General features: G+C 36.9%; 13 protein-coding genes and 1 other RNA gene. 11 read left to right on the forward strand and 3 right to left on the reverse strand.

Features of this window, described 5'->3' with window-relative positions; all coding sequences use genetic code 11:
• Positions 1–9: 9 nt before the first annotated feature.
• From QUE35_RS13525 to QUE35_RS13545, 5 genes are all read left to right on the forward strand, one after another.
• Positions 10–1377 (forward strand): efflux transporter outer membrane subunit, encoded by a 1368-nt coding sequence (locus QUE35_RS13525; RefSeq protein WP_022599849.1) that lies wholly within the window; start codon positions 10–12, stop codon positions 1375–1377.
• 791 nt (positions 1378–2168) lie between these two features.
• The gene (locus tag QUE35_RS13530; protein ID WP_022599850.1) at positions 2169–3308 is read left to right on the forward strand and encodes an OmpA family protein; all 1140 of its coding nucleotides are present in this window, start codon (positions 2169–2171) and stop codon (positions 3306–3308) included.
• A gap of 171 nt (positions 3309–3479) precedes the next feature.
• A complete protein-coding gene (locus QUE35_RS13535) occupies positions 3480–4106 on the forward strand; it encodes an ABC transporter ATP-binding protein (protein WP_031258114.1) in 627 nt (208 codons plus the stop codon).
• The gene (locus QUE35_RS13540; RefSeq protein ID WP_022599852.1) at positions 4103–4879 is read left to right on the forward strand and encodes an ABC transporter permease; all 777 of its coding nucleotides are present in this window, start codon (positions 4103–4105) and stop codon (positions 4877–4879) included. The genes QUE35_RS13535 and QUE35_RS13540 overlap by 4 nt, the downstream gene beginning before the upstream one ends.
• A gap of 428 nt (positions 4880–5307) precedes the next feature.
• On the forward strand, positions 5308–5787 hold the full coding sequence (locus QUE35_RS13545; protein WP_009317331.1) for an RNA polymerase sigma factor: 480 nt from the start codon (positions 5308–5310) through the stop codon (positions 5785–5787).
• Between the two features lie 190 nt (positions 5788–5977).
• Here QUE35_RS13545 and ssrA read toward each other — a convergent pair.
• From ssrA to metF, 3 genes are all read right to left on the reverse strand, one after another.
• Positions 5978–6375: a transfer-messenger RNA gene (gene ssrA, locus QUE35_RS13550) on the reverse strand.
• A gap of 88 nt (positions 6376–6463) precedes the next feature.
• Positions 6464–7588, reverse strand: a complete 1125-nt coding sequence (holB, locus tag QUE35_RS13555) for a DNA polymerase III subunit delta' (protein ID WP_022599855.1) — start codon at positions 7586–7588, stop codon at positions 6464–6466.
• Positions 7589–7612: 24 nt separating this feature from the next.
• The gene (metF, locus tag QUE35_RS13560; protein ID WP_022599856.1) at positions 7613–8566 is read right to left on the reverse strand and encodes a methylenetetrahydrofolate reductase [NAD(P)H]; all 954 of its coding nucleotides are present in this window, start codon (positions 8564–8566) and stop codon (positions 7613–7615) included.
• 725 nt (positions 8567–9291) lie between these two features.
• Between metF and QUE35_RS13565 the strand changes: the two genes are divergently transcribed.
• The 6 genes from QUE35_RS13565 (at position 9292) to QUE35_RS13590 (ending at position 18717) form a co-directional block, all read left to right on the forward strand.
• Entirely contained in the window at positions 9292–11286 is a 1995-nt protein-coding gene (locus QUE35_RS13565; RefSeq protein ID WP_081705575.1) for an alginate lyase family protein, read from the forward strand.
• A gap of 356 nt (positions 11287–11642) precedes the next feature.
• The gene (locus tag QUE35_RS13570; RefSeq protein ID WP_022599862.1) at positions 11643–12332 is read left to right on the forward strand and encodes a TlpA family protein disulfide reductase; all 690 of its coding nucleotides are present in this window, start codon (positions 11643–11645) and stop codon (positions 12330–12332) included.
• A 34-nt stretch (positions 12333–12366) separates the two neighbouring features.
• On the forward strand, positions 12367–14481 hold the full coding sequence (locus tag QUE35_RS13575) for an alpha-amylase family protein (protein WP_022599864.1): 2115 nt from the start codon (positions 12367–12369) through the stop codon (positions 14479–14481).
• A 56-nt stretch (positions 14482–14537) separates the two neighbouring features.
• On the forward strand, positions 14538–14984 hold the full coding sequence (locus tag QUE35_RS13580; RefSeq protein ID WP_022599866.1) for a hypothetical protein: 447 nt from the start codon (positions 14538–14540) through the stop codon (positions 14982–14984).
• A gap of 209 nt (positions 14985–15193) precedes the next feature.
• On the forward strand, positions 15194–15811 hold the full coding sequence (locus tag QUE35_RS13585; RefSeq protein WP_022599868.1) for a hypothetical protein: 618 nt from the start codon (positions 15194–15196) through the stop codon (positions 15809–15811).
• A 458-nt stretch (positions 15812–16269) separates the two neighbouring features.
• On the forward strand, positions 16270–18717 hold the full coding sequence (locus QUE35_RS13590; protein WP_169721110.1) for a hybrid sensor histidine kinase/response regulator: 2448 nt from the start codon (positions 16270–16272) through the stop codon (positions 18715–18717).
• Positions 18718–18746: the final 29 nt, after the last annotated feature.

Consider the following 18746-nt stretch of genomic DNA (forward strand, 5'->3'; position numbering starts at 1 on the left):
AAGATTCGTATGAAAAAAATAATAATATGTATATCCTTGATCATAGGAACGAGCGGATGTTCGATATATCGGATGTATAAACAACCTGACATGAAAACTGTTACAGACAGTCTTTTTCGTCATACTCAGGAACAAACGGATACAGCTTCGATAGCTGCCCTTTCGTGGAGAGAAATTTTTACAGATTCGCAGTTACAGCAGCTGATCGACACCGGATTAAAGAATAATACCGATTTGAACATTGCCCGATTGAAAGTGAAGGAGGCAGAAGCTTTGCTTATGACTTCTCGACTTTCTTATTTACCTTCGATATCGTTATCACCGCAAGGTACATTGAATAAAGCGGAAAAGTCTAAACTCACTAAAAGCTATAATTTGGCTGTTTCTGCAGATTGGGAAATCGATATCTTCGGTCGTGTGACGAATGCCAAAAGAGAGGCAAAAGCCGTATTAGAACAGAGCGAGGCTTATCGTCAGGCTGTACAGACTCAGTTGGTCGCTACTATTGCTAATAGTTATTATACGTTGTTGATGCTTGATGAGCAGCTTGAAATCAGTAGACGTACTGCTGAAAATTGGAGCGAGAACTTGCGTGTGATGAAGGCGTTGAAAAAGGCCGGACAAACGACTGATATGGCTGTTGCTCAGACCGAGGCGAGTAAACTTTCTGTGGACGCCTCCTTGCTTTCGATAGAACGTCAGATTACAGAGACGGAGAATGCTCTTTGTGCGTTGTTAGGTTCGACTCCGGAAACAATATCCCGTTCGACTTTAAAACAACAAAAATTCCCGGATACACTTTCAGTAGGCATTCCTTTGCAATTATTGCACCGTCGTCCCGATGTGCGTCAAAGCGAGGCCGCTTTAGCTGCTGCGTTTTATGTTACTAATCAAGCACATTCGGCATTTTATCCTTCAATTACATTGAGTGGTTCTGCCGGATGGACAAATGCCGCAGGAGCTGTTATCTCTAATCCCGGGCAGTGGCTATTTTCAGCCATAGGCTCATTAGTACAACCTCTTTTTAACCGGGGGCAGAATATTGCCAATTTAAAGGTTGCCAAAGCTCAGCAAGAAGAAGCATTGCTTTCGTTCAAGCAAAGTTTACTTGATGCAGGTACAGAGGTAAATGATGCTTTGTTACAATGGCAAACGGCACGTAAACGTCATAATCTGAATAAGCAGCAGATTACCTCTTTAGAATCGGCAGTTCGTAGTTCAGAACTGTTGATGCGTTACAGTTCTCAAAATTATCTGGAAGTCCTTACCGCTCGTCAAACTTTGCTGCAGGCCGAGTTGGACGCAGTATCGGATTATTTTGAAGAGATACAAGGTGTAATTAATCTTTATCATGCTTTGGGAGGAGGTATCGATTGATAGGTTTATATAAGAATAAGTTGGAGTTGTAGTCAGATTTAGAACTTGTCTAAATTTTACTTGGGTCAGGTTTGAGAATTTCTTTCGAGGTTGTTTTTTCAGTTTTTACGAGGAGGATAGCGGGCTATCTGACGAGTGAAAACGGGAAAAAAGACCGGAAGAAAACACGAGAATGACCTGATAATATTTTTTGTTGGAAAATTTAGATAGGCTCTTAGATTCTGTTTCTCTGAAAAAGAGTTTCTGAAAAAAGTGCATGTGCGATTAAAAATCCGCATGCACTTTTTTGTGCTGTTAGGTCGATAAATCGCTTTTCGATAGATTATGCAAATATGAAATTTGTGAGTACTTTTTTATATTCCGATTAATTTAAATTTCAAGAAAATCACTTGTTTTATCTGTTTTTAATTTCCCATTATAAAGACTAATGTGCTTATTATCTAACTATTATATCTGAGATAAGATGTGCTTTTTAGGGTGTATGGGATTTTATGTTATGAAATGAGAAAAAAAGAGGACGTTATTTTTATTCACAAATAGCGAACAAAGGTTTCGTCTATAATGTTATCTAAAAAGAAAACATCTTAAATTATAAATAACAAAAATTGAATTATGAATACGGAAAGATTTTTTTTATCATGAATTATCGGTTGAGCGGAAATATGAGAACCGTGATGATAGTCTATTAAGATTGCTATTTAGCGTGAAGTGCGTCTTCGGTTATTTAAAAGTCAAAAAATAAAATCCAAGATATAATAATTTTATCGAGTTATCTATTAATATTTTTAATTATGAAAAAGTCTATTATCTTATCAGCATTTGTGATAAGCGCGTTTGCAGCAAATGCTCAGACTGACCAGACTGCTCTCCAAGGTACTAAAATAGGAGATAATTGGTCTATAGAACTCAAAGCGGGTATGGTAACCCCTTTGACTCACAGTTCTTTTTTTAAAGATGCTCGTCCGACTTTCGGACTTGGAGTAACTAAACAATTAACTCCGATTTTCGGAATGGAGTTTCAGGGTATGGGGTATATAAATACGACAGATAGTAAAAATGCTATCGATGCTTCTGACGTCAGTTTGTTGAACAAATTTAATTTGATGAATCTGTTCGGAGGCTATCCCGGTACTCCCCGTTTATTCGAAATTGAAGCGGTGGCTGGTATCGGTTGGATGCATTATTATGTAAACGGTTCTGATGACGATAATTCTTGGTCTACTCGTTTCGGGTTGAATCTGAATTTTAATTTCGGAGAAACGAAAGCTTGGACTTTAGGGATTAAACCCGCTATTGTATATGATATGGAGGGTGATTTTAATAGAGCAAAAAGCCGCTTTAATGCAAATAATGCATTTTTTGAATTGACAGCCGGGGCAACTTATCATTTTAAAGGTAGTAATGGAAAGCACCATTTTACGAAGGTCAGAGCTTATAATCAGACCGAAATCGATCAATTGAACGCTTCTATTAATAATCTTCGTACACAAGTAAACGAGAAAAACAGTGTCGTAAACAATGCAAATCAAAAGATCGGTATGTTACAGCAAGAGTTGGCCGATTGTCGCAATCGTCCTGTAAAAGTAGAAACTGTGGTAGAAACCAGCCGTATTCCGGAATCTATCATTACCTTCCGACAGGGCAGATCGACAGTTGACGCTTCGCAATTACCTAATGTAGAACGAGTCGCCGTTTATATGAAAAAGCATGCCGAGGCAAATGTGATTATCAAAGGTTATGCATCTCCTGAAGGAAATCTCGAATTCAATAAGAAGCTGGCTCAGGCTCGGGCTGAAGCAGTAAAGAACATTCTTGTGAAAAAATATAAGATCAATGCAAGTCGCATTACGGCAGAAGGGCAAGGAATCGGAGATATGTTTACAGATCCGGATTGGAATCGGGTAAGTATCTGTTCTATCGTAGAGCCTTGATCGGTTTCATTGAAAATGAAATCATCGGTTACTTTTTTGAAATTACTCCTCGTATTTAAGGATACGGGGAGTTTTTTCTTTAAATGTATTTTGAAAGGAGGCTTGTCAATCTTATATTGATGAAAATATCAGGATGAATTATCTTTGTATTCTTAAAAAGGAAAGATGCGGATGATTTTATTTAAAGATGTGACATTCATCTATGACGGGAAACCTCTGATGACTCATTTTTCGGATGAGGTATCTTCAGGCGAAAAGGTTGTCGTTTATGGTGCTTCGGGAACGGGAAAAAGTACTTTATTGAGTAGTATTGCAGGGTTGGTGCAGCCCGATGAAGGTGAAATATGGGTTGGCGGACAATTGCTTACCGGTGCTACTGTATCGGATATTCGTCGTCTTATAGCTTGGGTACCTCAGGAGTTTACTTTACCCTATGACACTGTAAAGGAATGTGTGTTTGCGCCTTTCAAACTCCGGCAAAATAGGAATAAAATACCGGCAGAGCAAACCGTTTTAAATATATTCGGGCATTTGGGACTGGAGCAGGAGATATATACAAAACATCTTGTCGAGATTTCCGGAGGGCAACGTCAGCGAGTTATGATCGCTATTGCGGTCTTATTGGATAAACCGCTTTTGTTATTGGATGAGCCTACGTCGGCTTTAGATTCTGATTCTATTGAAAAGCTGATCGTATTCTTGAAATCTTATAAGAGTATGACAATGGTTGCCGTATCGCATGACGAGCGGTTTATCCGGGCGTTTGATCGCAGTATAAAAATAGGAGAAGAAAGATGAACGGAATTGTCGATATCGGTTGGGGCAGCATGTGCCTCGGTTTTTTATTATTGTTGATACCTGTGACGGCATTGGCCTATTATCGTACGGGATTGGTGAAGGATACGCTCATTGCGGCAAGTCGGATGACTTTACAATTGTTTTTGATCGGTTTTTATTTAGAATATTTGTTTACATGGAATTCGGCATGGATCAATTTGTTGTGGGTGATTGTTATGATTTGTGTAGCTTCGTGGACGGTATTGGGGCGGACTAAATTACCGGTAAAGCAGCTCTTTATCCCGGTAATAGTTGCGTTCTTTTGTTCTATCTGTATTATAGATGTCTATTTCTTAGGAATAATTATAAAGTTAGATCATCTGTTCGAAGCACGTTATTTTGTTCCTGTCAGCGGTATGATACTCGGCAATATGCTTTCGGCCAATGTTATAGCTCTTAATGTCTTTTATGGAAGTCTTGACCGAGAACGCCAGCTTTATTTTTATTTATTGGCAAACGGGGCGACACGAGGTGAAGCGACAGCGCCGTTTATGCGTGAAGCGTTAATAAAATCATTTAATCCGACTATTGCATCGATGGCTGTCATGGGGTTGGTTGCTTTACCGGGGACTATGACCGGTCAGATACTGGGCGGAAGTAGTCCCAATGTCGCGATCAAATACCAGATTATGCTTATGATTACGATCTTTTCTTCGTCATTAATATCTGTCTTATTGACACTTTGGGCAGCTAAACGCCGTTCGTTCGATAGCTGGGGGATTAAAAGATTCTGAGGATACCATTGTGTCTGTATTTGGAAGAATGAAGTAATTCTATTTATTTTTGTCGTAGCAAAGATTGAATTTTTTGCATCGGAAAATATTTGTCGATTTGAAAATTTTTGAATTTGAAATTGTAATTTTATGTTGTCTTATTGTCTTGATTTATAGGTGTGTTATTGAAATTTTTAAGTAAAAATATAAGTAGAAATGTTTCAATTATTTTAAAATAGTATCTGAAATAATTTTTTAATTCAGATTTTATAGCTACTTTTATTAACGAAAAGACATGAAAGCATAGGCTTCAGAGTGTTGTTCTGGAGTGAAGGTATAGAAACCTCCATTCCCAAAAGCACTCATGGAGATGATGTGCTTTCATGTCTTTTCAGTTATACCAGAACGGGATGGAGGTTTCTTTTTATTTAATGTTGATCTTAAAGCAAATGGAAAACTTCGATCTTGACGGTGAGCTGGATAAATACCAGCCTATAATGTTTAAGTATGCTGTCTCATTGACGCATGACTATGATGATGCGTTAGATATTGTACAGGATGTAAATTATCAAATTCTTAAAAATAGAGACAAATTCGAATCACGGCAGTACTCTTTGAAAATATCTTTTGTTTTTATAAGGAACCGCTTTATTTCTTTAATGAGAAAGAGCAAAATTTTATATATAGAACAAGAGATGGAGTATAATGTTCAGGTTGAAAATAATATGATCCTTTATGATTATGACTATATCTTGAATTTAATAAATAAAATGGATATTCCGACTCGTGTTTTGATTGGACTTTTGATACAGGGTAAAAGTTATAAAGAGATAGGAAATATTCTCAACATGAAAGAAGGTACAGTAAAAAGTAGAATTCACAATATTAGAAAAAAGATTAAGAATCAGCTTCCTGAATATTTTCAATAGTACAGAAAAAGGTTTAATATAAAAATTTGGATATGTGTAATATAGATAGGATAACGAACTCGATTCGACGTGAGTAAAAATTATATATAAGCTTGTTTTTGCTGTATTTATTCCTTATATAGAAGTTGTATAAATTTTTCTTTAAAGAAAATATTTATACAACTATTGATGATAATAGTTTATAAAAACAAAGTGGAGCTGGAGGGATTCGAACCCTCGTCCAAACGAGGAACTAATGAGCTTTCTACATGCTTATCTTCGCTTTGATTGTCGGGTATGAACAAGACCGAAGCCACCAATTCATACCTTAGCCTTTAAAATTTCATGGGCGGCACAAGGCCGGCTACCCACTATTTCCGATATTATTGCACCACCGTTTCGGAACGCTTCGGAACAACAGCAACCGGGTGATGTCTTGTCTCCACAACTGTTGCGGAGATTAAGCTAATCTACTATACTTCGATTAAGCAGCAAGAGCGTAGTTATTTTCGCCAGTTAAATTTTTGATGTCTGAGATTATAGAGCAAGCCATCCACGCTCTGCATGCTTACACACCATTTCTACCCGCTGTCAAAACCGGTCAGCCCCGTAGATTTGTGTACCGTAAAATATTATTGGTTTTTACGGACTACAAAGATATGCTTTTTGATAATAGTAGCGAACAGAGTTTTAATTTTTAACTTTTCAGCAACATAATCATTTTTATTGCCAAATCAAAAAATACGATCTTTCCGTTTGCATTTTGTGATATGTCCGATTCTGCCTTACTCAGTTCATTCATCAATGAAATAATATTACGTTCGTGTATGAACGGTGCGAAACGTGTGGAAAACTGTTCTTCCCTACTATTTAAATAGCTGATTTCGGGAATATGAAGATTATAAATATAATTTTCTCGTAACATACGTTGAGTATAAGCCAGAAAACGTTTTTCTTTTTCTCTTCCCATATCGGCGGCCTCTTCACTCCAGACCTTTAAATCTTTTATTTTTCTGCCGTAGGCCAGACGCATGAGGCGTACGAAAAGATCGAAGAAATATTGGTTTTCTTCTGAGAGCTGTATCGTTTCCAGAGCTTTAATAAAATTTCCGTTTGCAATGTGTGCCACAGCATCGGCATCTTGTTGTCCTAAGGAGTATCGCCTTTGCAAGGCTTCCGATATTTTTTCGGGTGAAACGACCCGCATATTAATGCGTTGTGAACGGGAGAGTATAGTACCCAATATTTTATCGGGTTGATTGCTGACCAACAAAAAAACGGTCTTTTCGTAAGGTTCTTCCAGTATTTTCAGCAATTTGTTGGCACACACGGGATTCATTAATTCGGGTAACCAGATAATCATGATTTTATAATCCGATTCATAAGTTTTGAGACTTATTTTCCGAATAATTTCACGGCTTTCGTCAGTATAGATGCTTACTTGGGAATTTTCTGCATCGATATAAGAAAGCCACTGTTCCAATGAAAGATACTGATTCTCGGAGAGACATTTGCGCCATTCATCTATATAGTCGTCGCACAAACGTTTTTTCTTTTTTTCATTCTTATAAATCGGAAATACAAAGTGAACGTCGGGATGCATGACCGAACTGAATTGTTTGCATGACGGACACACACCACAAGCATCATCTTCACCCCTGTTCGTGCATTGTATATATCGGGCATAAGCAAGAGCCAAAGGTAATTTTCCGATTCCCTCAGGCCCGCAAAACAGTTGGGCATGAGCTATTTGTCCGGATTTTACAGAATGTATCAATCTTTTCTTTACCTCATCTTGTCCGATAATATCTTTGAAAAACACGATAATTACCTCCTTCTTATTGTTTTAATATACTTGCCGTGCTACACGTTTTACACTTTCGGTAGCCATCATCGAGTAAAAGTGGATGCTTGGTACACCTTTTTCTTTTAGTTCCTTAGCTTGTAATATACACCATTCTACGCCAACCTCTTTAGCCTCTTCATCGGTTTTGCATTTTCTTAATTCAGAGGCCAGTGCCTCAGGAAGATCGACGTGGAAAACCTTGGGTAGAACCGTAAGTTGATTGCGGAAGTTTATGGGTTTGATGCCCGGAATAATGGGTACATCGATACCTTCGCTCTTGCAACGGTCGACAAAAGAAAAGTATTTTTCATTATCAAAAAACATTTGCGTTACGATATATTCTGCTCCTGCTTTTACTTTTTCTTTAAGCCAGAAGAGGTCTGAATCGGGATTGGGAGCTTCATCATGCTTTTCCGGGTATCCTGCTACACCATAAGAAAACGGAGTATTTATGAGGGACATTTTGCTTCCGTCCAGAAAGTATCCTTCATTAAACCGGTTTACTTGGGCCTGCAGATCGATAGCGTGCGCATGCCCTTCGGGAGTCGGAATAAATCTGTTTTCATGTTTTGCTTTATCTCCTCGCAAAATCAGCAAGTCGCATATTCCCAGAAAACTCAGGTCTATCAAGGCGTATTCCGTTTCACTTTGAGTAAATCCGCTGCATATTATATGGGGAACAGCGGGAATTTGATATTTATTCTGAATAGCGGCAGCCACTGCAACAGTTCCGGGTCGGGTGCGGACAGTCACACGTTTATATAATCCCCCTTCCATATCTTTATATAAAAATTCGCTTCGATGGGTCGTGATATTGATATATTTGGGATCGAATTCCCGTAATGTATCTATCGTATTGAAAACTTTTTCGATACTGTTCCCCTTCAGAGGGGGAAGCACTTCAAAAGAAAATGCGGTCGTAGGACTGTTTTTTATTAAATCTATGACTTTCATTGACATGCTATTTGTTTTTCACAAAAGTAATATTTTTAGGTAATATGTCTATACAAAAGTATGAAATATAGATTTGAGAATAGATTAATTGTGAAATTGTGTTTCTGATATTTCGATTATTTACTATAATAATTAAATATGGTTAATTATATGTCGATTTTTTGTTTATTTGTTTGCGTAAATAGAAATATGCCGTACATTTGCAATGTGTTTTTCATGGTATTAGATTTAAGGTTAACGAAGATTGGTTGTCGGGATGACAACCATTTTTTTTATCTCTACTTTTCAGTTTGCTAAAATCAAAAAATTAGTTTTATACTCTGTTTGAATTTCCCGATAGCGAAAAATTATTCGGTTCTCTTTGCGTTTTCTTTCAGTCTGTTCCCTTTTGAACAAAAATATCCGGAAATTGTCTTTTGCTCCCGAGACAGGCAAATTGGCATGTTTGCTTAAATCGATTTTGTAGGATACCGTTTTTTTACTTTGTAAGAGTAAATTCTCAATTTGTTGAATAAACAAGATTATTTTAATGTAAGATAGGGGAGGATATGCTCTTAATTTGCATTTAATATTTTTTTAATTATTTGCTAATACGAATAACTTGAAAAAATTAATGCTTCTTTTATCTCTTTGTAAAACAAAAAGGCTTGTTGCAAAAATGTCGTATTATGCGTATTGACAATCAGTAAGAATTTAATGTTTAACTAAAAGTAAATCGAAATAACATGAGAAAGATGTTACTGACGGTATCGCTTGTTTTTATTGCTTTTATAAGTGCTTCGCAACTCAGAGCAAATAATGAAGCGAATACTTTAACAGAAGGAGTAAATAACCGCTCTTGCGAAAAAACTTATCGTTTTTTTACGGATGAAGATTTGAGGAATGTAGAAGCCTCTGCTAAAACCGAATGGGGTACTAAAATTGTCGGTATGTTGAAAGAAAGAGTCGATGAACGTGTCCGTTACGGTTTTGACATTCCCGATAAATCGACTGGACGTAGTCAGAACTATATTTGTCCTGTACATAAAAAGCTGTTTAAATTCGAGCTTGACAAGCCTCATGACCACTATTGTCCCGATTGCGGAAAATCTTATAAAAGTGACTTTTTCGATGCTTGCTGGCGCAATATCTATCAGCATAATATGCAATATTTTATTGTCGATTGCGGTTATTTATATTTAGCTACAAAAGACAAAAAATATTTTGATTACCTAAAGGAAATCTTCTTGGAATATGCCGATAAATATCCGCAATATCCGGTTTATACAAAAGAGCAAGTTGCTAAATCTTATTATTTGGGCAGAATGTTTGAACAATGGTTAGAAGATGCCATGTGGTTTTCCGATGTTTGTCCGATTTATGAAATCATAAGGGATGGTCTGACACAGCAAGAGAGAGAAAAAATTGAGAAAAATCTGTTTCAGGAAGCTGCCGATATGATTACGGCCCGTCGTGGACAGCACAATTGGCAGGCTTGGAATAATGCTATGCGAACATCGTTGGCTGTAACCTTAAAAAATGACGAGATGATGGATTATGCGGTTAACGGCAGTGTCGGCTATATCGAAGAGTTCAAAAAGATGGTTTATGATGACGGCTGGTATAAAGAAGCTTCGCCCGGGTATCACTATTTCCCGCTTAAGGCTCTTTTGCAGACGGCAAATGCAGCAAGGGCTTGCGGTATAGATCTTTATAATGAGAAACTGAAAAGTATGCTTACGGGTGTTGTTAAAGCAATGTATCCGAACATGACTTTTCCTGCTCATAATGACGGGGGATATATGTCCGATATTTCAAATCAGGATTTTTTATATGAGATGGGATATTCCCGCTTCAAAGATCCTTTTATCTTGCAAATCTTAGCAAAAGTCTATGCGACCAAAGATCGGAATTCGGCATTGGCTTTACTGACGAATGTCGATATTAAACCGGATAAGACGCCGTTGAAACAAGATAGTTATCTGTTTGATGATACGGGAATCGCAATTTTGCGTTCAGGAGATAATACGTTGGTCTTCCGTTATGGTTTTAGTGATGGAGGGCACAGTCATCCCGACCGACTTTCGGTTACGTTGCACAATGGAGAGAGAGAAATTCTTACAGATTGCGGTACTTATAGTTATGCACAACCTGCATATTTAGGATGGCAAAAGCGAGGATTGTCTCATAACCTCGTATTGGTGGACGGGCAAGATATGCAGATCAGGGGAGCTAAGACTGCCGGTCGTTTATTATCGTTCGATCCCGATAAAAACGGGGGAGTTGCTTCCGCTGTATTGGATAATAATGGTTATACCGGGGTAAAACTGACTCGTACGGTAGAACTTGATCGCAATAAATTTATAGATCGGTTTGAGGCGCAGTCTGAAGAAGAGCACACTTATGATTATGTTCTGGCTTTATCTGATAAGCCGGAACTCGGAGACGGCTTTATAGATGCTCGTTTCGAAGGTAAATCTCCGGCTTATGAATTTATAAAAAGCGTAAAGTCTAAAATTTATAAGAATGGCATCGTGACTTTTAAAGCCGGAACAACTAAATTTGAAATTAGGAATACCTATAAAACTCCTATTGAAGTTTTTTGGGCAGAAGCACCGGATATTATGTACGGTAGTTCCGAGAAAGATACGCATACAATAAAATCATATATGCTTGTGGTGCGGACCAAGGGAAAAAATCTTTCTATAAGTAGTGATATAATATTGGGTAAAAAACGTTAGTGAACAATAGCAGAAAAAGTATTTGTTAATAGAAGGCTTCTGCTGATTTTAAGAGCCTGAATTTTTCAACAAAAAAATGACCTGATAATATTTTTTTGTTGGGAAATTTACGGCAGGCTCTAAATATCACGTAGATATTGAGTTGGTAAAAGACTGTTCAGAAAATAACTGATAACTATTTTCTGAACAGTCTTTTTATATAACAGATTATCGATATTGAAGTAAATTGGTCTAATTGTTATATTAATTGACAGATTTTTTACTACAAAAAAAAGTATCTATTTCTAATTTTGATAAATCCTTTTATCAAGGATTAAGATTATGTCTATTATGCTGAAAATTAAATTGCAGATATCATGAAAAATTTGTTTATTCTATTTTTATTTTTGATCCCATTTGGAGTGTTTGCTCAAGAATCAGTAACGCAGAGTGAAGATGGTAAAGGCCTGATCGTTCAGCTGAAAAAACATATAGCCTTTTTTGATGCTGACAGTGTAAGAATATCTACGGAGATGTTTAATGATTCGTTGGCAACATTAAAATATTTTATGAGCTCAAGAAATGTAGAGGATACTACAGTTTTTCTGTTGACGAGAAAATTTTCTAAAAATTATCGGGAATGTATCGGTGAAAAACTGCCCGATTTGGAGATTAAGGATTTAGCCGGGAATAAACTGGCGGTCGGGAAAAATAAGAATATCTCGTTAATTGTTTTTTGGAATATCTATTGTCCTCCCTGTATTAAAGAGCTCAAAATATTGGATGCTCTCAGAGAAGAATATCCCGAGACCGACATTTTTGCCATTACAAGTAATAGTCGGGACACAGTCCGTTCTTTTATGCAAAAACATAATTTTAAATGGGAAAATATTCATCTTATCTCGGATTGCAGCTATGAGGAAAAATACCCGCTCTTTAAAGAAATACAAATAGCTCCGTTCAGTGTAATTGTAGATCGTAATCTGGTAGTAAAAGATGTGTTTGTCGCAGAAGGCATGCGCAGGATGTTGACCGTTTTGGATTCATTGGATAAAGAATCTGAATAATAATCTATGAGAGTCAATTAAAATATGATATATCATGAAAAAGCTGACAGTTTTATTCTTTTTGTGTATTATACCTTTTATTGCAAATGCGACCATTTCTGAGATGAGTTTTGGAAAGTGGAGTATTAAATTTAATGATGAGACAAAACAAGGGGAATTCGTAAAAGAAGGTGTGACAGTGCTTAAAGATGTCAAAATAAAGTTTAAAAATGGGGATGTACTTTTGGATGCTTCTTCGTATAATTCTGTAAAAATAAAACAAGAGGATATTGTTGATGAAGTGGGTAAGGCCCGGAAATTTACTATTGAATATACCGGCAGTGAAAATTCGGATAACCCCATAGTCTATCAAAATTTTTATTTATATGACGGACAAGATTACTTTCTTACCGATGTAATATTGCAGTCTCCGGACAATTCGATTATATCGAGCAATTATATTGCGCCTATCAGTACCGAAGCCGATAATCTGTTTTTACCTGCCGACGTTAATAATCGATTTATAACAGTTCCTTTTGATAATGACGGGTTTATAACGTATGCTTCTTATCCTTTGAGCTGTAGTCAGACAGATCCGGAGTCTTTGGCTATCGGGCGTGTTGCCCGAGACTCTGTTTCGATGGAAGTCTCGGCAATATTTAATGGTGAAACACAGTTGGGGTTGGTTATCGGCTCTGTTGATCATGATACATGGAAATCTGCTGTCAGGATAACCGGAAGCCCGCTGGCACAAGGTAAGATCACCAATCTTGAATGTTTTAGCGGTGTTACGCATCATATAACGCGCGATATGATAGATGGTGTATTAAAACCTCATGGTGCTGTAAAGGGACAGCAGGTAAAATCTGCCCGTATGATTGTGCATTATTCCGGTGACTGGCGTACCGGATTGGAGACTTTTGGTGATGTATGTTGTGCTATCGCTCCGAAAAGAAGCTGGGATAAACCTGCACCTTACGGCTGGAGTAGTTGGGGCGGCATGGGTACTGAGATCAGTTATGATGGTGTTGTGTCGGTATCGGATTTTATAAAGGAGAATATTCAGAATAAAGGCGGATTTGGTGATGATGGTGTTATTTTTATCAATTTAGATGCATCTTGGGATAAACTCGATTGGGATGAATTGAAACAGTTTGTAAAGCACTGTGAAGCAAACGGGCAGATGGCCGGAGCTTATTGGTCTCCGTTCTGCGATTATGCGGGAGTAGAAGATCGTGCCGTAGAAGGAAATAACGGTTATGTGTATGGACAAGCATTATTGAAAGTTTTCGGTAAGATTAAGTGGGAAGCCGGTGCAGCGTGTATGGATCCGACAGCCCCGGCTACGCTTTCCCGCATCAACTTTTTTATAGATAAATTTAAGGATGCCGGAATCAAATGTTTGAAATTGGATTTTTTGAGTAACGGATCTATCGAGGCAGATAGTTATCGTAATCCGAAAGTTACTACGGGCATTCAGGCTTATAACTATGGTATGAAGCATTTGAGGGAACGTGCCGGAGACGATATTTTTATCATCGAATCGATATCTCCGCTTTTTCCTGCCAATTATGCCCATGCCCGTCGTATCAGTTGCGATGCTTGGGGGGAAATGTGGCATACGAGTTATATGATGAACAGTTTCTCTTTCGGCTGGTGGCTTAGTCGTGTTTATTGCTTTAATGACCCGGATCATTTGGTAATGGGAGATCGTAGTGAAGCGGAAAATATATCGAGAATGACAACCGGAGCAGTAACCGGATATTGCATTCTTGGAGATAATTTGTCAACAAAAGGAATTGCCGTCGGTTCAAAAATCAGTCAGGAAAAAGCCATAAAATTTTCTACTGTTGAGAAAGTAAATGATGTCATACGTTTGGGAAAATCTTTCCGTCCGGCTTATGGACATAAATTGTCGGGGCGTAATAATTCAGTCGATTTATTTTATCTCGAGACCGAAGATTCCTATTATATTGCTCATTTTAATTACGAATCGGGAGATAAAACCGGAACTATCAATTTTTCGTATATGAATATCGATCCCGAAAATATAGATGTTTCTAGAAGTTATGAGTGTTGGACGGGTGAGGGTGTTACTCTTAATGAAAAGGGACTTGAGTACTCTTCTCCGAATAATATGGCGAAGATATATAGGCTTTTTAAAAAATAGTGTAATACAAGAATAGTAATGAGATCCTTGTTTTTATTATGCTTAAATATAGGTTTATGAAAAATACTTTGGTTATATATTGCATTTCTTTATTATGTACGCTGTTATTGATACCGGTGCGTAAAGCTACGTCATTAGATACTCTTCTTTTATCGTCTCAATTATCATTGTTAATAGGGGATATTGCTTATTTCTGTATAACAGTCTGGATGTTGGGTAAGTTTATAGGAAAATTGTCGGTTATTCATATTGTTTTAACGCTATTAGCCGGAGTTTTGTTAATAAGGCTTCCGTTCCATTTATGGAGGTGGAATGATTCATTAGTAACTTTACCCGATTTATTAGGGCACTGTTTCGCTATTTTATTAGGTTATATTTTCTTCAAATTTTCCAAAAATAAAAGAGTTAAATATGTAATTGTTATGTTTTCATTATTTATGTATATAGTGGCTTGTTGGAAATATTCATACTGGTTCAATTTTTGGGGAATAAATATACATTGAAAAATTTTGATGCTAGGTTTTTATAAGAGTGTTTATAAAAATGAAAGATTTTGTGATTTTAATTTTTGATTGCAATGAATTTGCTATTATTTGATTAAATATTGCTATGTTTTGATGTGTAAAATATATTCTTTTGTACAACATAAATAAAACGTGTTTTTGAATTTATAATCGGTTATTATTGAACGAGAGTTTGAAAATAAAAAAACATGAAAAAACGATTATTGAGTTTCTTGTGCATGGCTTTGATGCCTGTTGGGTATATTCATGTAAGTGCAAATATTTTGCAAGATTCGCTGTATATTCCTGATACGTGGCAAAAGCAATTAGAATATGCTAAAAATAATTATGACAAAGATGCTAAAGGAGATGTTGCTCAGCTTCGTTTATTAAGTTATACATATAAAGGAATGATAAAATCAGAAGTTGAAAGGAAAAGAATTTTGGATTCTTTGCTTTCGGCAGATGCTCCCATTGTTTTGAACTTACCTCAAATAATCGAAGCAGATACGATAATCACAAATAAGTCTCGTGAGATTCGACAAAAGTCGTTTCCGCAATTTGAAATAATTACAATTCGTAAGATGCAGGAATTGAATAAGGCTATAGGACGAGAAGATTTGATGGCACAGATGAGAAAGCAATTGTTGAATTTGGTCCAGATCGGCTTTGAATATTTAGAATTGGAATGGAGTTATAAAGGGAAAAAGTATCATTCATTGTGTGTCGTATCTAATGAATGGGGTGGCATTATATATGAACCTATCGGAGGATTTGTTTTGACTGGTTCGACAAATATTATTATGAGCGAAAGGTCTTTTAAATGAAAATATAGTTTGTTGTAAGTCATTTGAAAAATGATGTGTGTATATTTTTATATAGAATAGTAATCTTTACGTCAAGAATAGTTTTTCATGGTATTTTAGATTTAAGATTAAGGAAGAACGGTTGTCGGGATGGCAACCGTTCTTTTTTGTTGAGGATAGGCGGCTGTGTATACTGAAAAATTATAGAAGAATAATCTATCTTTTATTTTATTCTATATCTTTGTTTTGATTAGAAAAATAAGATGTGCATTGGTCGCAATAATTATGTAGAGGATATAATAAAGAGTAGTCGGCCAAGCTTGGACGGCTTTTCTCGATTATATACCATTATCCGATACGTTGACAAATGATTTACATCCGTTTTTTTTAGATATTCAGGAAAATTATTAGACAGGCTCTTAAGAAAAGTAAGGAGGTAGAAGATGTTTAGGCTGTTCAAAGAAATAAGAGTAAAGATTTTGATTGGGTATTTGTTGCTGATAGTAATAGCCTTTTTTTCTGTGTTCTTTTTATTCGATAAATTTTCCCGCCTTTCTCTTCCCGATGAGGAAGAAGGAGCTATGCGAAGTAAGCGTTCTCTAATTAGTGAGACATTGGCATTATTATATGAGTCGGAGGGTGACTTGCAAGCATTGAGTAGCGGACATGTCCGCAATAGCAGGCATTATCGTCAAACTTTTGATAAAATGTACCGAAATTTAGACTCTTTGAAACAGTTGGTTACCGATACGTTACAAAAGCAGCGGATGGATAGTATTATCGTGCTTTTAACCGAGAAAGAATCTAATTCGTTGGCATGGTTGAGATTACGCCGGAATGCAGATGTCGGTAATTTGTATGAACAAAACATTCAGAGAGAAATAACCCGTAGGGATTCGGTAGTTAAGTCGGTACAAATCAGGAAAAAAATTGTAGTAAAACAAGATACCCTCACGGTCAGAAATCCGAGAAAAAGTTTCTTTAAGCGTTTGGCAGATGCTTTTTCTACACGGAAAGAAGATGAAAATACGGTGTATAGTCAATCTCAGCAATTGATTACCGATACGGTTGTTCAACCTTATAATGCAGCAGATACGATTGCCAATATATTTTCCGATATACAGTATGCCGTTTTCGATCAGCAAAAAGAATTGCAGAATCGGGTTACTCGCAGGAGTGAGGCTCTACGTTATAATAACCAAATTTTGTTGGTCAAAATCAATAATTTGGTAAGAGCTTTCGAACAAGAAGAGTTAGACAGATCTTTGGCACGTTATCAGGACAGAGACCAGGTGATGAGGCATTCTGTACAGGTGGTGGGAGGTATTGCCGTGTTCTCTTTGATTTTGATAGTTCTTTTCATCATTTTTATTTGGAAAGATATTTCCCGGAGTAACCGTTATCGGAGAGAACTTGAAGAATCGAATCGTCGGGCAGAAGAATTATTGAAAAGCAGAGAACAGTTGATGTTGACTATTACACATGACATTAAAGCTCCATTAAGTTCGATTATCGGTTATATCGATCTTTTATCCGGACATATTCGTGAATCCCGGGCAAAATATTATTTGGAGAATATGAAGAGTTCATCAGATCATCTTCTTCAATTGGTAACCGATTTACTGGATTATCATAGACTGGATTCTGATAAAATGGAGATACATGATGTGCCGTTTGAGCCGTATCGTTTTTTTTGTGAGATAGGAGATAGTTTTATACCTGTAGCAGGTAAAAAGAATTTAGAACTGATAACCGAAATCGATAAAGATTTGCAGGGCGCTTATCTGGGAGATCCTTTCCGTATTCGGCAAGTTGTAAATAATTTATTGTCGAACGCTATAAAATTTACAGAAAAAGGCTCAGTTGCATTGCGAGTCAAGCTATTAGGTAGTCGGTTGAAAATTCAGGTAGAAGATACCGGTATGGGAATTGCGGAAGATGACCGTGAACGCATTTTTAAGGAGTTTACGAGACTTCCCGGAGCGCAGGGTGCTGAAGGTTTTGGTTTGGGATTATCTATAACAAAAAAACTGGTCTTGCTTCTTGGCGGAAAAATTTCGGTCGATAGTACACTCGAGCAAGGAACATGTTTTACGGTAATTATTCCGTTTAAGAAAACGGATATGGTAATACCGGAAGAAACTGCAGAAGAAAGTGCTGTGCTTGATATGGGAAAGAATGTTCGTTGTTTGTTGGTAGATGATGATCGTTTGCAGCTTGAGCTTACGGCGTCATTGATGAAACGTTATAATTTTTCTTGTGTTTGTTGTGAACATCCGAAAGAAGTGCTTGGCTTATTGTCAGACCAAAAGTTCGATTTTGTATTCACAGATATTCAGATGCCTGAATTATCCGGCTTTGAATTAGTTCGTTTAATTCGTGCTTCTGATTTGCCGGAAGTTCGATCCATTCCTGTTGTAGCATTGACTGCCCGGTCTAATATGTCTGATAATGAATTTCTATCAGCGGGTTTTACGTCACATTTAAACAAGCCTTTTACGGGAAAGGAGTTATATGATCTTGTAGTCCGATATTATCCGGATTATATTTCTGATTTATATACGGAAGAAACCGTTCATAATCCAGAGGAGGAACTTCGTTTTTCTGCGTTATTGGCATTTGCAGGAGATGATAAAGATGCGGCGAATGAGATATTGGCATCGTTTGTCTCTGAGACAAGACAAAATCTGGAACGTTTCAAGAGTGCTCGTCAAGATAAAGATATGAGTACGATATCTGCTGTGTCACATAAATTGATACCGCTATTTACATTGTTGGAACATCGAGAGTGTACCGATATATTGATTGAGTTGGAGAAAATTAAAGGAGAATTCAATTTCGAGATTGATCAAAAATGCCAACTTGTAGAAACTTATATTGTAAATACGATTTCAGAGGCAGAACGGTACATTACCCTACACAATTGAGGAAAAAATCTACATGTTATGTGTGGAAT

This window comes from Coprobacter fastidiosus, assembly GCF_030296935.1.
GTDB lineage: Bacteria > Bacteroidota > Bacteroidia > Bacteroidales > Coprobacteraceae > Coprobacter > Coprobacter fastidiosus.

What these genes read in the sequence shown, in the direction of transcription:
- QUE35_RS13525 (WP_022599849.1), top strand. Translation starts at nt 10, where the DNA reads ATGAAAAAAATAATAATATGTATATCCTTGATCATAGGAACGAGCGGA.
- QUE35_RS13530 (WP_022599850.1), top strand. Translation starts at nt 2,169, where the DNA reads ATGAAAAAGTCTATTATCTTATCAGCATTTGTGATAAGCGCGTTTGCA.
- QUE35_RS13535 (WP_031258114.1), top strand. Translation starts at nt 3,480, where the DNA reads ATGATTTTATTTAAAGATGTGACATTCATCTATGACGGGAAACCTCTG.
- QUE35_RS13540 (WP_022599852.1), top strand. Translation starts at nt 4,103, where the DNA reads ATGAACGGAATTGTCGATATCGGTTGGGGCAGCATGTGCCTCGGTTTT.
- QUE35_RS13545 (WP_009317331.1), top strand. Translation starts at nt 5,308, where the DNA reads ATGGAAAACTTCGATCTTGACGGTGAGCTGGATAAATACCAGCCTATA.
- metF (WP_022599856.1), bottom strand. Translation starts at nt 8,566, where the DNA reads ATGAAAGTCATAGATTTAATAAAAAACAGTCCTACGACCGCATTTTCT.
- QUE35_RS13565 (WP_081705575.1), top strand. Translation starts at nt 9,292, where the DNA reads ATGAGAAAGATGTTACTGACGGTATCGCTTGTTTTTATTGCTTTTATA.
- QUE35_RS13570 (WP_022599862.1), top strand. Translation starts at nt 11,643, where the DNA reads ATGAAAAATTTGTTTATTCTATTTTTATTTTTGATCCCATTTGGAGTG.
- QUE35_RS13575 (WP_022599864.1), top strand. Translation starts at nt 12,367, where the DNA reads ATGAAAAAGCTGACAGTTTTATTCTTTTTGTGTATTATACCTTTTATT.
- QUE35_RS13580 (WP_022599866.1), top strand. Translation starts at nt 14,538, where the DNA reads ATGAAAAATACTTTGGTTATATATTGCATTTCTTTATTATGTACGCTG.
- QUE35_RS13585 (WP_022599868.1), top strand. Translation starts at nt 15,194, where the DNA reads ATGAAAAAACGATTATTGAGTTTCTTGTGCATGGCTTTGATGCCTGTT.